13 protein-coding genes are annotated in these 15,645 nt (G+C 39.9%); 8 read left to right on the top strand and 5 right to left on the bottom strand.

The window, feature by feature from the left end; all coding sequences use genetic code 11:
* Nucleotides 1–20: 20 nt before the first annotated feature.
* Together QNI15_RS26325 and QNI15_RS26320 are read left to right on the top strand one after the other, a co-directional pair.
* Nucleotides 21–1,799 (top strand): RagB/SusD family nutrient uptake outer membrane protein, encoded by a 1,779-nt coding sequence (locus QNI15_RS26325; RefSeq protein ID WP_314034567.1) that lies wholly within the window; start codon nt 21–23, stop codon nt 1,797–1,799.
* 62 nt (nt 1,800–1,861) lie between these two features.
* Nucleotides 1,862–3,427: an FG-GAP repeat domain-containing protein gene (locus tag QNI15_RS26320; protein ID WP_314034565.1), complete on the top strand. Its 1,566-nt coding sequence runs from the start codon at nt 1,862–1,864 to the stop codon at nt 3,425–3,427.
* A gap of 32 nt (nt 3,428–3,459) precedes the next feature.
* Here QNI15_RS26320 and rpiB read toward each other — a convergent pair whose 3' ends face one another.
* The 3 genes from rpiB to QNI15_RS26305 form a co-directional block, all read right to left on the bottom strand.
* Nucleotides 3,460–3,891 (bottom strand): ribose 5-phosphate isomerase B, encoded by a 432-nt coding sequence (gene rpiB / locus QNI15_RS26315; RefSeq protein WP_390902216.1) that lies wholly within the window; start codon nt 3,889–3,891, stop codon nt 3,460–3,462.
* A 165-nt stretch (nt 3,892–4,056) separates the two neighbouring features.
* Nucleotides 4,057–4,635: a porin family protein gene (locus QNI15_RS26310; protein WP_314001777.1), complete on the bottom strand. Its 579-nt coding sequence runs from the start codon at nt 4,633–4,635 to the stop codon at nt 4,057–4,059.
* Between the two features lie 186 nt (nt 4,636–4,821).
* A complete protein-coding gene (locus QNI15_RS26305; RefSeq protein ID WP_314001778.1) occupies nt 4,822–5,478 on the bottom strand; it encodes a hypothetical protein in 657 nt (218 codons plus the stop codon).
* 152 nt (nt 5,479–5,630) lie between these two features.
* On the opposite strand from QNI15_RS26305, the gene QNI15_RS26300 reads away from it, so the two are divergent.
* The 4 genes from QNI15_RS26300 (at nt 5,631) to treZ (ending at nt 10,691) form a co-directional block, all read left to right on the top strand.
* Entirely contained in the window at nt 5,631–6,383 is a 753-nt protein-coding gene (locus tag QNI15_RS26300; protein WP_314034563.1) for a LytR/AlgR family response regulator transcription factor, read from the top strand.
* A 168-nt stretch (nt 6,384–6,551) separates the two neighbouring features.
* A complete protein-coding gene (locus QNI15_RS26295; protein ID WP_314001780.1) occupies nt 6,552–6,998 on the top strand; it encodes a hypothetical protein in 447 nt (148 codons plus the stop codon).
* 103 nt (nt 6,999–7,101) lie between these two features.
* Complete coding sequence (locus tag QNI15_RS26290) at nt 7,102–8,721, top strand: alpha-amylase family glycosyl hydrolase (RefSeq protein WP_314034561.1); 1,620 nt, start codon at nt 7,102–7,104, stop codon at nt 8,719–8,721.
* Between the two features lie 116 nt (nt 8,722–8,837).
* Nucleotides 8,838–10,691 (top strand): malto-oligosyltrehalose trehalohydrolase, encoded by a 1,854-nt coding sequence (gene treZ / locus QNI15_RS26285; RefSeq protein WP_314034559.1) that lies wholly within the window; start codon nt 8,838–8,840, stop codon nt 10,689–10,691.
* Here treZ and QNI15_RS26280 read toward each other — a convergent pair.
* Nucleotides 10,640–11,182, bottom strand: a complete 543-nt coding sequence (locus tag QNI15_RS26280; protein ID WP_314034557.1) for a DUF6992 family protein — start codon at nt 11,180–11,182, stop codon at nt 10,640–10,642. The two genes, treZ and QNI15_RS26280, sit on opposite strands and share 52 nt — an antisense overlap.
* A gap of 196 nt (nt 11,183–11,378) precedes the next feature.
* Nucleotides 11,379–12,263 (bottom strand): LysR substrate-binding domain-containing protein, encoded by an 885-nt coding sequence (locus tag QNI15_RS26275; RefSeq protein ID WP_314001784.1) that lies wholly within the window; start codon nt 12,261–12,263, stop codon nt 11,379–11,381.
* A gap of 151 nt (nt 12,264–12,414) precedes the next feature.
* Between QNI15_RS26275 and hutH the strand changes: the two genes are divergently transcribed.
* Nucleotides 12,415–13,935: a histidine ammonia-lyase gene (gene hutH / locus QNI15_RS26270; protein WP_314001785.1), complete on the top strand. Its 1,521-nt coding sequence runs from the start codon at nt 12,415–12,417 to the stop codon at nt 13,933–13,935.
* Nucleotides 13,936–13,963: 28 nt separating this feature from the next.
* Nucleotides 13,964–15,640 (top strand): urocanate hydratase, encoded by a 1,677-nt coding sequence (gene hutU / locus QNI15_RS26265; protein ID WP_314034556.1) that lies wholly within the window; start codon nt 13,964–13,966, stop codon nt 15,638–15,640.
* The last annotated feature ends 5 nt before the right edge of the window (nt 15,641–15,645 follow it).

Here is a 15,645-nt window from a genome sequence, read left to right as displayed (position 1 = left end):
TTACTGAAAACCGAATTGAAATGAGAAAGTCTAAATTTATATTGTTTCTTGCAATTTCCTTGCCTCTGTTTTATTCCTGTGGAGATAGTTTCCTGGATAAACCAGCTCAGGGTGCATTGAGTGATGCTCAGTTGGCAAATAGAGCAGGACTAGATGCTGTATTGACAGGTGCTTATGCCGCACTGGATGGGGCTCGTCAGGATAACCAAAACTTTAGCGGAAGTAATGCATGGGAAGCTGCCCCCGATAATTGGGTTTATGGTAGTGTAGCTGGTGGTGATGCTCATAAAGGAAGTGATGGCTCTGACCAACCTGCCATTGATGCCATCGCCAGATATCTTGTTGATCCAAGCAACGGTTATCTGAATAGCAAATGGAGAACTTTGTATGAAGGAATTACCAGAGCTAATTCTGTACTTGTCCTTGTAAAACTAGCTAAGGATATTACAGAGGATGAGGCTAAAAGCTTTGAAGGACAAGCGCGCTTTCTGAGAGGACATTATTATTTTGAACTTCGCAAGATGTTTAAACATGTACCTTGGATCGATGAAACCACCACTGACTTTAACCAGCCCAATACAGAAGAGATCTGGCCAAAAATAGAAGCTGACTTTTTATTTGCCTACCAGAATCTTCCTGCTACACATTCACAGGTTGGACGTGTGAACAAATGGGCTGCAGGGTCTTATTTAGCTAAAACATATCTATATGAGAAAAAATATAATGAGGCAAAACCTGTCTTTGATGATGTAATTGCGAATGGAGTTACTTCCAATGGTTTAAAATATGGATTAACAGATAATTATGAAGATAACTTTAATCCAGCAGTAGAGAACAATAAGGAGTCCATATTTGCCATTCAACAGGTTGCTAATGATGGAACAAATATGATCGGAAATGCCAATAATGGTGGTATGCTGAATTTTCCATACAACAGTCCTTTCCGTTGTTGTGGTTTTTATCAACCATCACAAGACTTGGTTAACTCATTTCGTACCAGTGCTACAGGTTTACCTTTCCTAGATACTTATAATACCAATGCTGTAAAAAGTGATATGGGAATTAAATCAGACCAAGCCTATACTCCAGATGCCGGTTCTCTCGATCCACGATTAGACTGGACTGTTGGGCGTAGAGGTATTCCTTACCTGGATTGGGGACTTCATCCGGGAGCTAGCTGGGTTCGTGACCAAAGTTATTCAGGACCCTATGCTCCTAAGAAAAATGTATATTGGCAGGTTACCCAAGATAAATATGCAGACCAACATACATGGGCTCCTGGTACTGCAATTAATATTTTAGTAATTCGCTATGCTGATGTACTCCTGATGGCGGCAGAAGTTGAAGCTCAATTAGGCAATCTGGATCAAGCACAAGCGTATGTAAACCAAGTGCGTGCAAGAGCTGCAAATCCTGCGAGTTATGTATATCAGTATAAGGATAATTCTGCTCCTTTGACTGGGTTTTCAACTACTCCCGCTGCTGATTATAATGTATCACAATATCCTGCAGGTAATTTTGCTGCAAATGGACAAGCATATGCGTTAAAAGCAATTTACTTTGAACGTAAACTTGAATTGGCAATGGAAGGTCATCGTTTCTTTGATCTGGTACGTTGGGGAATTGCAGAAGCAACATTGGATGCTTATTTAGCTTACGAATCCAAGATTACGGGTGATCTTAAAGGAGGAGATTTTACAGCTCCTCAGGATGAGTATTATCCAATACCTCAACGGCAAATCGATTTGCAAATGGTGAACGGCAAGTCGACTTTGACACAGAATGATGGATATAAATAAAAAATAAAACTTTAGTGAAAAGGTAGCTTTTAAAGCTACCTTTTTTTATAACCTGTAAGTAAATGCGGATACATAATAGCAGTCATTCATTTCTTATAAACAAAAGTCTGTTAACCCATTTTGTAGGGTTAAGTATTGTTATCTTATCTAGTATTGGATGTCAATCCAGAAAAGATTCGTTACCAGAATTGCAAAGTGAGTTAACAGGTGAACAGATGGTTCAAAAATATTGCTCGGGTTGCCATCTCCCTGTCTCACCTAAGTTAGCAGATAAAGATTCCTGGGACAATCATATTTTACCAGCCATGGCTCCCAAACTAGGAATTCCTGTACTAAGAGGAAATCAGTATTACCAGGTGGCTAAACCACAAAACCAATCTGCTATATCTTTTGAAGATTGGTTAAAGCTGGTTGCTTATTTCAAATCCATGGCTCCTGAAAAGCTGGATTCTGCTAAATCTCCTGTTGTACTTGAGAAAGCATGGTCACTATTTTCCCTACGAAAACCTGATTCTCTGAAAAATGCTTCTTTAACCACTTTTGTAAGTATCAACCCTTATACTCACCATATATACACGAGTAATGAGGAGGATAATAACCTATCGGTTTGGGATACCCAACTAAAGAAGAATTATTCTGTACTTCTTTCCTCTCCTGTTACACAATCCATACATTTCAATAAAGACCAATCAGCTTTTGTCTGTATTGGCTCTATGCTGGCTGTTGATGTACCTAATGGCAGTATGGTGCATACACATTTTGATCAACAAAAAAACCTTATTCCTGAGACATTATTCTCAGGTTTACTACGACCAGTGCAAGCTGACTCTGGCGATTTCAATAAAGATGGACGTCTCGACTGGGTAGTATGTAGCTTTGGACATAATACAGGTAGCTTAGATCTGTTTACACACAATGTCGATCATACGTTTACAAAAACTGTTGTTCGGGAAATAGCTGGTGCTACACAAACAGTAACTGGGGACTTTAATCAAGATGGCTGGCTGGATATAATGGCTCTTTTTGCCAGTGGTGATGAAGGAGTCTGGTTATTTTCTAATAATCAGAAGGGGGGATTTACCTCAAAAAATCTTCTTAGGTTTCCTCCTATTTATGGTTCAACCAGTTTTCAATTAGTGGATTTTAACAAAGATGGGAAACTGGATATATTGTATACCTGTGGAGACAATAGTGACTATTCCAGAATACTAAAGCCTTATCATGGAGTGTACATTTATCTGAATCAGGGGAACTTTCAATACAAGCAAACCTATTTTTATCCAGTTAATGGATGTACGAAGGCAATAGCAACAGACTTTGATCAGGATGGAGATCTGGATATTGCCAGCATTGCCTTCTTTGGTGACCTTGTGAATAAACCGGAAGAAACATTTATCTATTTTGAACAGACTCAGAGATTACAATTTAGTCCTTACGCAATCCCTGTACACCAATATGGTCGCTGGATATGTATGGATGTGGGAGATGTGGATGCTGACGGAGATTCTGATATTGTATTAGGAAATTATTCCAGAGGTTTTATTAACCAGAAAGAAACGAAACAATACTGGAGTAAAAATCTTCCTTTTATTGTACTGGAGAATACAAAACAAAAACGGAAAGACTGATAACACTTTCCGTTTTGTTTAAAAAAGAAGTATTAACAAAATGCGATTTTATCTACTCTGTTCTGGTGGCGTCCACCTTCAAATGCTGCTGTAAGAAATATGTTGACACAGGCTTTGGCCTCGTCCACGCTGATGAAACGTTCCGGTAGGCATAATATATTGGCGTTATTATGCTGACGGGCCAAGCCTGCTAGTTCTGTGTTCCAGCATAAAGCTGCTCTGATGCCCTGATGTTTATTGGCTGTGATAGCTACTCCATTGCCACTGCCACATACCAGAATGCCAAAATCAAATTCTTTGTTTTCTACTGCTGTAGCCAGTGGGTGAACAAAGTCAGGATAGTCCACCGAAGAAGTACTATAGGGACCAAAATCTTTTACTTCAATACCTTGTGTTGCCAGCATTTCTTTAATGGCTTCTTTGTAGGTAAAACCAGCGTGATCACCACCAATTGCTATTTTCATAAAAATGGAATCTGATAAGTACGAAAATTATATTTTGACTGAACAAATATATAGTTTTTCCAGTAATGGAAATAGGTCTTTGTGGGTTGATAACTATATACAGGGTATGAAAGCACAAAAGCCAGCAGTACTGCTGGCTTTGTATTTTTCGTTTATAAAAGGGTATTAGTTACCTCCTAATGGGATAGCCCAAAACAGACTAAACTGAATAACACTGTTTTTAAAGTCAGGGTCAATAGTTTGACCTGAGAAATTACCGACTTTTGATAAACCCGCAATGTAACGACCTTCAACACCTAAACCGATGTTAGATTGATAACCTATACCCACTCCGGCAGACAGGTCAAGATTTTTAGCAAAGTTACGAATGGTTTGATCAGGTACATCTTGCGAAGTAAGAAATCCAACCTGTGGACCTGCTGTAATAATGAATCCACCATTGGTTCTGAATTTCAACATTACCGGAACAGTAACGTAGTTGATTTTGAAATCAGTTTTTTGTCCATCATTGTCAATTTGGGCACCTTGTGTGGAAAATAATACTTCTGGTTGAAGAGCGAAGTTCTTGCCAAAGCCAAAGCTAAGAATACCACCCAGATGGTAGCCAACAAGAGCCTGTGATTTGATATTACCTCCTGTATAGTTGCTTATATTCAAACCGGCTTTGGGTCCAAAGCTAAATGTCTGAGCAAATGAGACTACACCTACTAAAAGGAGTATGGCGGTAAGGGCTGTTTTTTTCATTTTTTAAAAGAATATAGGTGATTGAATGTGTCAGGATAATACCTGTAAAAAACTTAGGTTTGTTTTATGTAACTAAAATAGTATGCCAGATCTATCTGACATTTGATGCATACAGTTACAAATTCTTTGCCAGAGTTTAGGTAGCTAAAATATTCCTGACTACTATTCACCTATACCTGGTCTGTCTTATAGTATCTGCTTTGTTGTTTTCTGTCTTGGTGTATTAATCTGAGTCCATATAAAATAGCCCATAAGCCACAAGGAAATTACCGAAGGGCCTAGCTGACTATAAGGATGCCAGTCGGGTAAGATGGTTCCCATGAATGCACTCAAAAGTGCACTGAATGCTGAAAACATTTTGTATATGTGTTCATAAATCCACCAGTTTTTGAGTTGGTTGTATAGCCAGAAATATTTGATTAGATCATATACTGTTACAATAACAATGGCTGCCAGGGTAGAATAAATAATAGAAGAAGGCCATTTGGTTTCGAACTGCTTCAGCCAGATTACATAGCCTATGCCTACTAACAATACTATCAGTGCAATCATAACATCCGAAAGTGTACTCCGTTGCTGACGTAAATGCACAGTACGATACCCTGCATAGCCTACATACCCTGACAGAAGAGTAAGCATAACCAGAAATGCATTGATACGAAAGAAAAATAAACCTACAATAGCTGATCCGACCACAATAGATAATAACCAGAGGAAATATCGTCCGTATCGTTTGTGTGTCAAAGCTTTTTTATAATTGACAATAGCAATAATTCCTATTCCCAGGCTCAGAGTACCTGCTATAACATGGAGTATAATAAGAGTAGAATGAATGGGTGACATATGTTTTCAGATAAAAGTTGAGAAAAGAGACTGAATGAAAATTATGTACTCTTTTCTGTGTTGCCAATGACTTTGTGACCAGATATCCTGGTCAGTGACAAACATCTTTTGTCACCGGGATTCCTATTCAATAAGTTTTTCTAAATTGCTGTATGCTTATTTCTTCGTTTCTGAATCGTACTATTGTTCGAAATATTCTAGGGCTTACAGCTTTGCTTACTGTACATTTTATAGCGGATCAGGAAAATCTTTTTCGGAGGGAGGGGTTCAATCAATGGATGCCTTATTTGTTTTTGGTGATGTTATACGGAGGGATGGTGTTACATCATCGCATCTTGTTTGATCGGTTTTATCTCAAACAACGAAGAAAGTTATACTGGATAGGGTTGCTTTTAGCATTGGCAGTTAGCTCTGTTAATATGCACTATATCCTGCGAAAAGGATTTAGTGTTGAGAATACTTTACCAAAACTGATAAGCTTTTGGGTATATGTGCTGACCGGACTGGGTGTATATGTTCTTTTTCGCTATGTAAGATTGGATCAGCAACCGTCAGTATTTATACAAACTTCGGATTCTACCTCTAAAAACGCTGATTCATTTACTTGTACAGTAGATAGTGAGACGATAACTATTTCGCATGCCAGTATTATATACATGGAAAGCATGGAGAATTATGTGAAAATTTATACCCCTTCAAAAACCTATATTACACGCCTAACACTGAAACAGGCAGAAGAGCGGTTGCCTAAGCCCTACTTCATTCGTATTAGCCGATCACATATTATACACAGAGCTTATCTTAAGGACTATACTCCTGATACTATAAAGATAGGTAGTGAGAATTTCTCAATTGGGAAAGTATATAAGCGTCATGTTGCAGAATTACTAAGCAGTAAGCTATAACTGATTGCTGGATAAACATACTCTCTGGTTATGTTCATCACAGGAAAATATTTCTTCCTGCAAATGATTAAAAGCTAAGGGGTTCAGTTACATAAACCTACTTGTACTGTATAGTAGGTATGATTTTTTGCACAATTCGTACAATGTTAATTTAAAACAAGACATTCTATGAATTATATAAAAGCCTTAGGAAGCGGATTAGCAGGTGCTCTTTCCGTAACCCTGATTAATGAAAGTGTACGACGTTTTGTTCCCAATGCTCCTCGTTTGGATTTACTTGGCTCACGTGCTGTTGAGAAGTCTGCCTCTGCCATGGGGTATTCTCTACCATCTTCTGCCAGATATCCTGTTGCCATAGCGGGTGATTTGCTTTCCAACAGTTTGTATTATAGCATGAGTGGTGTTGGAAAAGAGAAAAATACTTTATTAAAAGGAGCACTATTGGGATTGGCTGCCGGTGTAGGAGCTGTTGCCTTGCCTGACAAAATGGGATTAGGTGAGCAACCCACTAATAAAACAGGACAAACGCAATTGTTAACCGTTGCTTATTATTTGGTAGGTGGCTTGGTTACAGCTGCAACAGCCCGTTTTCTGACAGACAGGTTTTTCAAATAAGCATTTTTCTGAATATGTACCATCTATTAGCTTAGATAGTAGACGGTAGATGGTACATACTCATGCTGAACAATCTTATACCATTCTACTTTTTTATCTGGCTATGAGTGAAATAAAAAACGATTACCTCTGGTGGCAAACAGGTGTAGTGTATCAGATTTATCCAAGATCTTTTCAGGATAGCAATGGCGATGGAATTGGAGATTTGCAGGGAATACTAAAGCGTCTGGATTATTTGCAGTGGATGGGAGTGGATGCAGTCTGGATTTCCCCAATCTACCCTTCTCCGATGGCCGATTTTGGCTATGACATCTCAGACTACACAGGTATCCATCCATTATTTGGTTCGCTGGATGATTTTGATAGGCTTATTCAGGAAGTTCATGCACGGAAGATGAAGCTGATTCTGGATCTTGTACCCAATCATACGTCAGATCAGCATCCCTGGTTTCTGGAATCCCGTTCATCGCGGGATAATCCTAAGAGAGACTGGTATATCTGGAAAAATCCCCGGCCAGATGGAGGGCTACCTAATAACTGGTTGAGTGTATTTGGAGGTAGTGGTTGGGAATGGGACGAAAAAACAGAGCAATATTATTATCATGCGTTCTTAAAAGAGCAGCCTGATCTGAACTGGAGACATCCGGAAGTGCAACAGGCTATGCTGAATGTGATGCGTTTCTGGCTTGACAGAGGGGTAGACGGATTTCGAATTGATGTGATGTGGCATATGATCAAAGATCTCCAACTACGGGATAATCCTGTTAATCCGGATTATCAGAATCATATGGCAACTTATGAGCAGTTATTACCTGTTTATTCAACAGATCAGCCAGAAGTGCATGAGATTGTTCAGAAGATGAGGAAGCTTCTTGACTCCTATACAGATCGTATGATGATAGGAGAGATTTATCTTCCTATTCATAAGTTGGTTACGTATTACGGAATTGATGGCAAAGGAGCACACCTCCCTTTTAATTTTCAGCTAATTTCTTTACCCTGGGAAGCAAAAGTGATTGCTGCTGCTATAGATCAGTATGAAGGTGCTCTTCCAGCTAATGGCTGGCCTAATTGGGTATTAGGTAATCATGATCAGCCCCGTATTACTAGTAGGGTTGGCATCCAACAGGCACGAGTAGCAGCTATGTTACTGCTGACTTTGCGGGGAACACCTACTATTTACTATGGGGACGAAATAGGTATGCGTGATGTACCCATTCCGTTTCAGGAAGTGCAGGACCCGCAAGGATTAAATATGCCAGATAAAAATCTCAGTAGAGACCCGGCACGTACACCAATGCAGTGGGATGCCAGTTTACAAGCTGGATTTACAGAAGGTAAACCCTGGCTGCGTTTAGATAGAGCATTTCAACGAACCAATGTACAGCTTCAGAAAGAAGATCCGTATTCTATGTTATTGCTCTACAAACGGTTAATTGACCTGCGACACAATGAGCCATCACTGACTGTAGGAGACTATACCCCTGTTTGTTCTGACAATCAGATGTTGGCCTTTACCCGGCAGGCGGAAGGGCATCCAAAATTTCTGATCATTCTGAATCTTAGTCATCGGCCATGTTATTTTAAGCCATCTACCTTAACCTTTACGGGGACAGTTGTATTGGCCACTTCTCCAGAGTTGGAAGGCTCTGTTGTGGATGAAAGCATTAGCTTAAGTGGAGACGAAGGTGTTATTATTCGTATAACTGATACTAGATTGTAGTAGCGATTGCTGAAATAAAAAATAACTAAACGAATTGAAAAGATAAGCGATCGCTTATACGATCTGTTTTATTTTAATTTTTTGAACTATAAATTCCCTTTGGAAAATTTTTAGAGATGAAATTCGTAGGTGCGGAGTACTTAGGTAACAATCGCTGTGCATTTACTGTATGGGCTCCACAGAAAAAAAGTATGACCCTGCATTTTGTGTATCCCAAGGAACGCAAGATTGAGATGCAAAAAGATGAGCAGGGCTATTTCAACATATTGCTCGATGAGGTGTCTCCTGACGATCGTTATTTTTTTGTTCCGGATGGAGACAAAATAGAACGCTATCCAGATCCCGGCTCCTATTACCAGCCTGAAGGAGTAACGGGACCCTCTCAGATAATTGATCACACAGCTTATCACTGGCAAGATCAGCAGTGGAGGGGTATTCCTTTTAATGAGTTGATATTTTATGAACTACACGTAGGTCTATTTACTTCTGAAGGTACATTCGAAGCTATTGTTCCTCATCTGGATGAGTTGGCAGCTATTGGTATCAATGCTTTACAGCTAATGCCAGTTAATCAGTTTCCTGGTAGCCGTAACTGGGGCTATGATGGTGTGTACCCATATGCTGTGCAACATTCGTATGGTGGACCAGATGGATTAAAGAGATTAGTAGATGCTTGTCATCAAAAAGGAATAGCTGTTTTTCTGGATGTAGTCTATAACCATCTGGGACCTGAAGGCAATTATTTTGACAAGTTTGGACCCTATACTACTAATGCGTACTGCACGCCTTGGGGAGATGCTATTAATTTTGATAAAGAGTATTCTGATGGAGTACGCGATTTCTTCTCAAACAATCCCGTATTCTGGTTTGAATTGTATCACATTGATGGACTTCGCTTTGACGCCATCCATCTGATGTATGATCATAATGCAGTTACTATCTGGGATGAAATACATGCAAAAGTGCACATGTGTGAACAGAAGCTGGGAAGACCTTTGTATCTGGTAGCAGAAAGTGATTTTAATAGTCCCAAAGTGATGCAGGTTCCAGAAATAGGAGGGTTGGGTTTCCATGCTCAATGGCTGGATGACTTTCATCACGCTATGTATGTGCTATTGGATAAGAAGGGACTACAACGGTATGAAGATTTTGGACGGATGGAACAACTTGTCAAGGCATTTAAGGAAGGATTTGTACATACAGGAGAATATGTAAAAGCACGTAAACGTAAGTACGGTGCTTCTTCTGCCGGATTATCCGGTGATAAGTTTATTGTATTTACAATGAACCATGATCAGGCTGGAAACCGGGTAAAAGGAGAGCGATTGAGTAAACTGGTTGACTTTGAGCGACTAAAAGTAGCCGCAGCAGGAATGTTATTATCACCGTATCTGCCTATGTTGTTTATGGGAGAGGAGTATGCTGAAGATGTCCCGTTCTTTTATTTTATCGATTATTCTGAGAGAGACCTGATCAAAATGGTACAAAAAAGTCGCAAAGAGCAACTAGCTGGTTATGGTGATGTCGGTAACCCTCCTGATCCGCAGGCAGAAGCTACTTTCAAGGCTTGTATATTACAATGGGACAAACGAAGAAAAGGTAAGCATGCCAGTATGCTCGAATGGTACAAAACGTTGATCGCTGTACGAAAACAATATGAAGTATTGCAGAACTATGCAAAAAATGATCTGACAGTTACTGTACTGGGCCAGTCAGGTATCGCTTTACTCAGACAAAGTAAGGATGGACAACAGAAATTACTGTGTTTACTCAATCTGAAAGATGTGACTATAAAATATACATTTCCCAGTCTATCTGGATCATGGGAAAAGTTGCTGGATTCTAAAGATACTCAGTGGCTTGAAAAAAAGCAAAAAGTAAAGCAGGCTCCCACAAGAGTCAAGGCTGAAGAAACTATTCAGATACCATCTCTTGGTGTATTACTATATGAACAAAAAATGGATGAGTAGTCATAGATAGAATCAGAAGGAGTTTTAGATTTATGCTGCAATGATGTAAACGCTAGTTTCTTTCCATTGCCTACATGCAAATAATAAAACAGACTGTCCTGTAGTAATAGAAAAATACCCTGCATACAAACAGCTATCCCAAAGCCTTCCCATAAGTTCTGGTAAAGTTCTATGGCTGACTGTTGTTTATATAACAAAATACCAATAAGCATGTACATCACATCAAGGAGACTATTTAGTAACAACATTTTCTTTACATGTTGTTGTAGCTGCATTCTTTTGACAATGGTTTTTTGTTTAGCTGCACTTTTCCGGGTGTGCCAGTAAACAAAAGCTGCTACCCCCGAATTAATTACTCCCCATACCAGGTTCATAAGTGAGAAAAAGTACATTTCCTCCTGGGCAAAAACACTACATAAAATTCCTGAGGTGATATTCAAAAAGGCCCAGGTTAAGAGAACTCCTGCATGTATTTTATTTAGCTTGTTCATTTGTTTGTCAAATGGTATCAGACTAGCAGTAGGAGTCGCAATAGATATATGTATTGTCCAGAAGAGCGTAAAAGGCAGATGAAATATGGTGAGAATCTTTAGAAAATAAAATTAGTTCTCTACCTGATGAATCTATATGATAACAATCATGATTTACACTAGTATTAAGCAACGTGGGTACAGAAAGTAATAATGGTTAGATAAAGAATATTTCATCCAGTAGTTCGAGAAAGAAATGTAAACTTGGATTAGGGTTGTGCCTATCCCAAAGAGCTGTGATTTCTGCCCGTTGAGGTATATTGGGTAGCTCAATAAACTTAACGGATGCGTTGGTAATATCTTTAAAGGATGTAGGAAGTAATGAAATTCCTAAGTGATGGTCAATTAGTTTCAGTACTGTATGACCATGCACAGTTTCATGGGCTATTTGAGGTAAAAATCCTGCATCTTCGCAGATACTCCACTGTAACTGATAGTATTGTTCACCATCTGCACGGGTTGGTAAAATAAACTTCTCATGAGCCACCTGGTGCATTCCTTCGAAGTTATGTTGATTTAAGTGATGTTCCTCCGGTAAGACCAGCGCAAAGGTTTCCTGAAAAATTAACTTTTCACCAAATCGTTTGTTGGCTGGCGGATTTCTTAGAAAAGCTACATCCAGTTCACCCTTTTGTATTGCCTGCAACTGAGAAGCAGAAGTCATCTCAGAAAGATATGTCTGGATTTCCGGATGCCTTTCATTGAGTACAGTTAACAGATCTGGTAAAAATGTGTGAATACATGATCCTACATAGCCGATGCGTATTTCTCCTTTCTGACCTTCTTCAACAAGGCGCACCTTGTTTTTGGCTTCTTCGAGTTTCTCCAATACCTGAATTATCTCATTTCGGAAGAATTCACCTGCTATCGTCAGCTTTACTTTACGCTTATTTCGCTCAAACAACTGTACACCTAGTTCTTTCTCCAGATCCTGAATCTGTTTGGTAAGAGCTGGCTGTACAATGAATAATTTCTCTGATGCCTTTTTGAAGTGTAATTCTTCAGCAAGAGTAAGGAAATATTTTAGCTGACGTATCTCCATTTGATCAATAAAAGTGATTACTAATGCAAGAAAATACTATTTTTTATTATTACTCAAAAAAGCGTATTTTGTTTTAGCTCACCACTGAGGCCTACAAACAATTGATATCCACCAGTAAATACATATAAGAATCATTTTAAAGTTGTTTACAATGGCTTTATTATCTGTTCAAGATAAATTACATTATATCAATCCTGAGTTACTGACCAGAGACTTGATAGAAAAGATGATAAATCAGCAAGCTAAGCTGATTCTTTCAGATGACTCTATTGAAAAAATAACCCATTGCAGAGCATATCTGGATGACAAATTGTCCCATTCGGATGCCCTTTTTTATGGTATCAATACTGGTTTCGGTTATCTCCAGAATGTACAGATTGACAAAGAACAAATAGCCCATCTGCAATACAATCTGCTCCAGTCACATGCCTGTGGACTAGGTGAAGAAGTACCTGCTTCCATTGTAAAGCTGATGCTCTTTCTGAAGATACAGTCTTTGGCCTATGGGCATTCAGGAGTACAGTTGCAGACAGTACAACGCCTAATAGACTTTTACAATTATGACATTCTGCCTGTAGTATATACTCAGGGATCATTGGGAGCCTCAGGTGATTTGTCTCCCTTGTCACATATGAGTTTATCCCTGATTGGACTAGGTGAAGTCTATTTTCAGGGAAAGAAATATCACTCACAGGATTTGTTGACTAAATTTGGCTGGACTCCGATAGAGTTATCTTCTAAGGAAGGAATTGCTCTGATCAATGGGACTCAGTTTATGTCAGCTTATGGGTTACATTGTCTGATGCAGGCTGCCCGACTGATCAAATGGGCTGATGTGATTTCGGCTATTTCCGTGGATGCTTTTGATGGCTCTGCTGAACCATTTCATGAAAGAATCCATGCCGTCAGACCGCACAAAGGCCAGATACAGACTGCTACCCGCTTACGTAATCTGTTAAAGCATAGCCCTATTTGTAACCTTCCCAAGAAACAGGTTCAGGACCCTTATTCCTTCCGCTGTATCCCACAGGTGCATGGTGCTTCCAAAGATGCTTTTGCTCATGTAAATGATATTATTTTACAGGAAATAAACTCTGTTACCGACAATCCCAATATCTTTCCGGATGATGATCTGATTCTTTCCGGAGGAAACTTTCATGGTCAGCCACTGGCATTAGGGTTTGATTATCTCTGTATGGCTATGGCTGAACTGGGAAATATCTCCGAACGGCGTACCTATCAGCTACTATCTGGTCAGCGAGGTTTGCCCTTGTTTCTGGTGAAAAATCCCGGCCTGCATTCCGGATTGATGATTCCTCAATATACAGCAGCAGGCATTGTCAGTGAGAATAAACAGTTATGCACGCCTTCTTCTGTAGATTCTATCACCTCATCCAATGGGCAGGAAGATCATGTGAGTATGGGAGCTAATGGAGCCACAAAATGTCTACGCGTTATCAATAATCTTGAAAAAGTGCTGGCTATCGAACTTTTGACTGCTTCTCAGGCACTGGAATTCCGAAGACCCTTGCAAACATCCGTAGTACTGGAAGATATCGTTGCAAAGTTTAGACAACTGGTGCCTTTTAATGAGACAGATCGTGTATTATCAACAGATATGCATCGGGCCATTGAGTTTTTAAGAGCTTATCCTTTATCTGCTATAGACTAATATTCTCCACTTTTTTCAGAATACCTATATGGCTACAATGGTTAAAAATTATGACCCTGTACGTTATAAGACACCAACAGGATCTCAATTGCACTGTAAAGGCTGGATACAGGAAGCCGCTTTACGCATGTTGCTGAACAATATCAATCCGGAAGTAGCAGAAAGGCCTGAAGACCTGATTGTATACGGAGGAAGAGGGAAGGCCGCCCGAAATTTTGAAGCACTGGATCTGATTATTAAGGCATTGAAAGATCTAAGTGAGGACGAAACCTTGCTGATCCAGTCTGGAAAGCCTGTTGGAATTCTGCCAACACACAAAGATGCGCCTCGCGTAGTAATTTCTAATTCGCAATTGGTACCCAATTGGGCTAACTGGCAGCATTTTAATGAACTGGAGCAAAAAGGGCTGATGATGTATGGACAAATGACAGCTGGTTCCTGGATATATATAGGCTCACAGGGAATCGTACAGGGAACCTATGAAACGTTTGCTGCTATTGCGAGAAAACATTTTAATGGCACGTTAAAAAATACGTTATCTGTGACTGCTGGCCTCGGAGGAATGGGGGGAGCACAACCATTAGCTGTTACCATGAATGAAGGAGTGTGTCTGGTAGCAGAAGTGGAGGAATGGCGTATTCTGAAACGACTAGAGACAAAATACCTCGATGTATTCTATACGAATATAGATGAAGCCATTGACAAGGCATTGCTGGCAAAAAAACAAGGAGAGACTTTGTCTATCGGGGTTCACTGCAATATTGTAGACTTACTTCAACGGCTTATAGACCGGAATATTACACCAGATATACTTACCGACCAAACTTCTGCACATGATCCATTGATTGGGTACTTCCCACAACATCTTTCTGTTGAGCAAGCGAATATAATACGTCAGGATAACCCGGAGAAGTACCTTGTACTCGCATATGAGTCTATCGTAAAACATGTGCGTATGATGCTGGAGTTACAACAACGTGGAAGCATAACCTTTGACTATGGAAATAATATCAGAGGAAGAGCATTTGAAAAGGGATTGACCAATGCATTTAATTTTCCAGGATTTGTGCCTGCCTATATTCGTCCATTGTTTTGTGAAGGGAAAGGACCATTCCGATGGGCTGCATTATCCGGTGATCCGGACGATATTCGGGTAACAGATGAATTGATACTGTCGTTGTTTCCTGAAAATGAATCTCTTCGAAGATGGATTACTCTGGCTCAGAAAAAAATTGCCTTTCAGGGATTACCTGCCCGCATTTGCTGGTTAGGACAAGGAGAGCGGGAAAAGGCAGGACTTGCCTTTAACGAACTGGTACGAACCGGTAAAGTAAAAGCACCACTAGTGATTGGCCGGGATCATCTGGATACAGGTTCTGTTGCATCTCCTAACAGGGAAACAGAAGCTATGCTGGATGGTTCGGATGCAGTGGCAGATTGGCCGGTACTGAATGCATTAATTAATACTGCTGGTGGGGCAAGCTGGGTATCACTGCATCATGGAGGTGGAGTAGGAGTCGGGTATTCTATCCATGCTGGAATGGTAATTGTGGCAGACGGTACAGAGGATGCTGCCATTCGTTTAAAAAGGGTACTACATAATGATCCGGGTTTGGGTGTGATTCGTCATGCTGATGCTGGCTATGATATTGCAAAAGATACCGCCAGAACGCATCGGCTAGACCTGAAAGAAAGGTTGAAATAACGTAT

This window comes from Xanthocytophaga flava (genome assembly GCF_030068545.1).
GTDB classification, from domain to species: Bacteria; Bacteroidota; Bacteroidia; order Cytophagales; family 172606-1; genus Xanthocytophaga; species Xanthocytophaga flava.
Note: the sequence above shows the minus strand (reverse complement) of the source record. Positions and strands in the feature narration are given on the sequence as shown.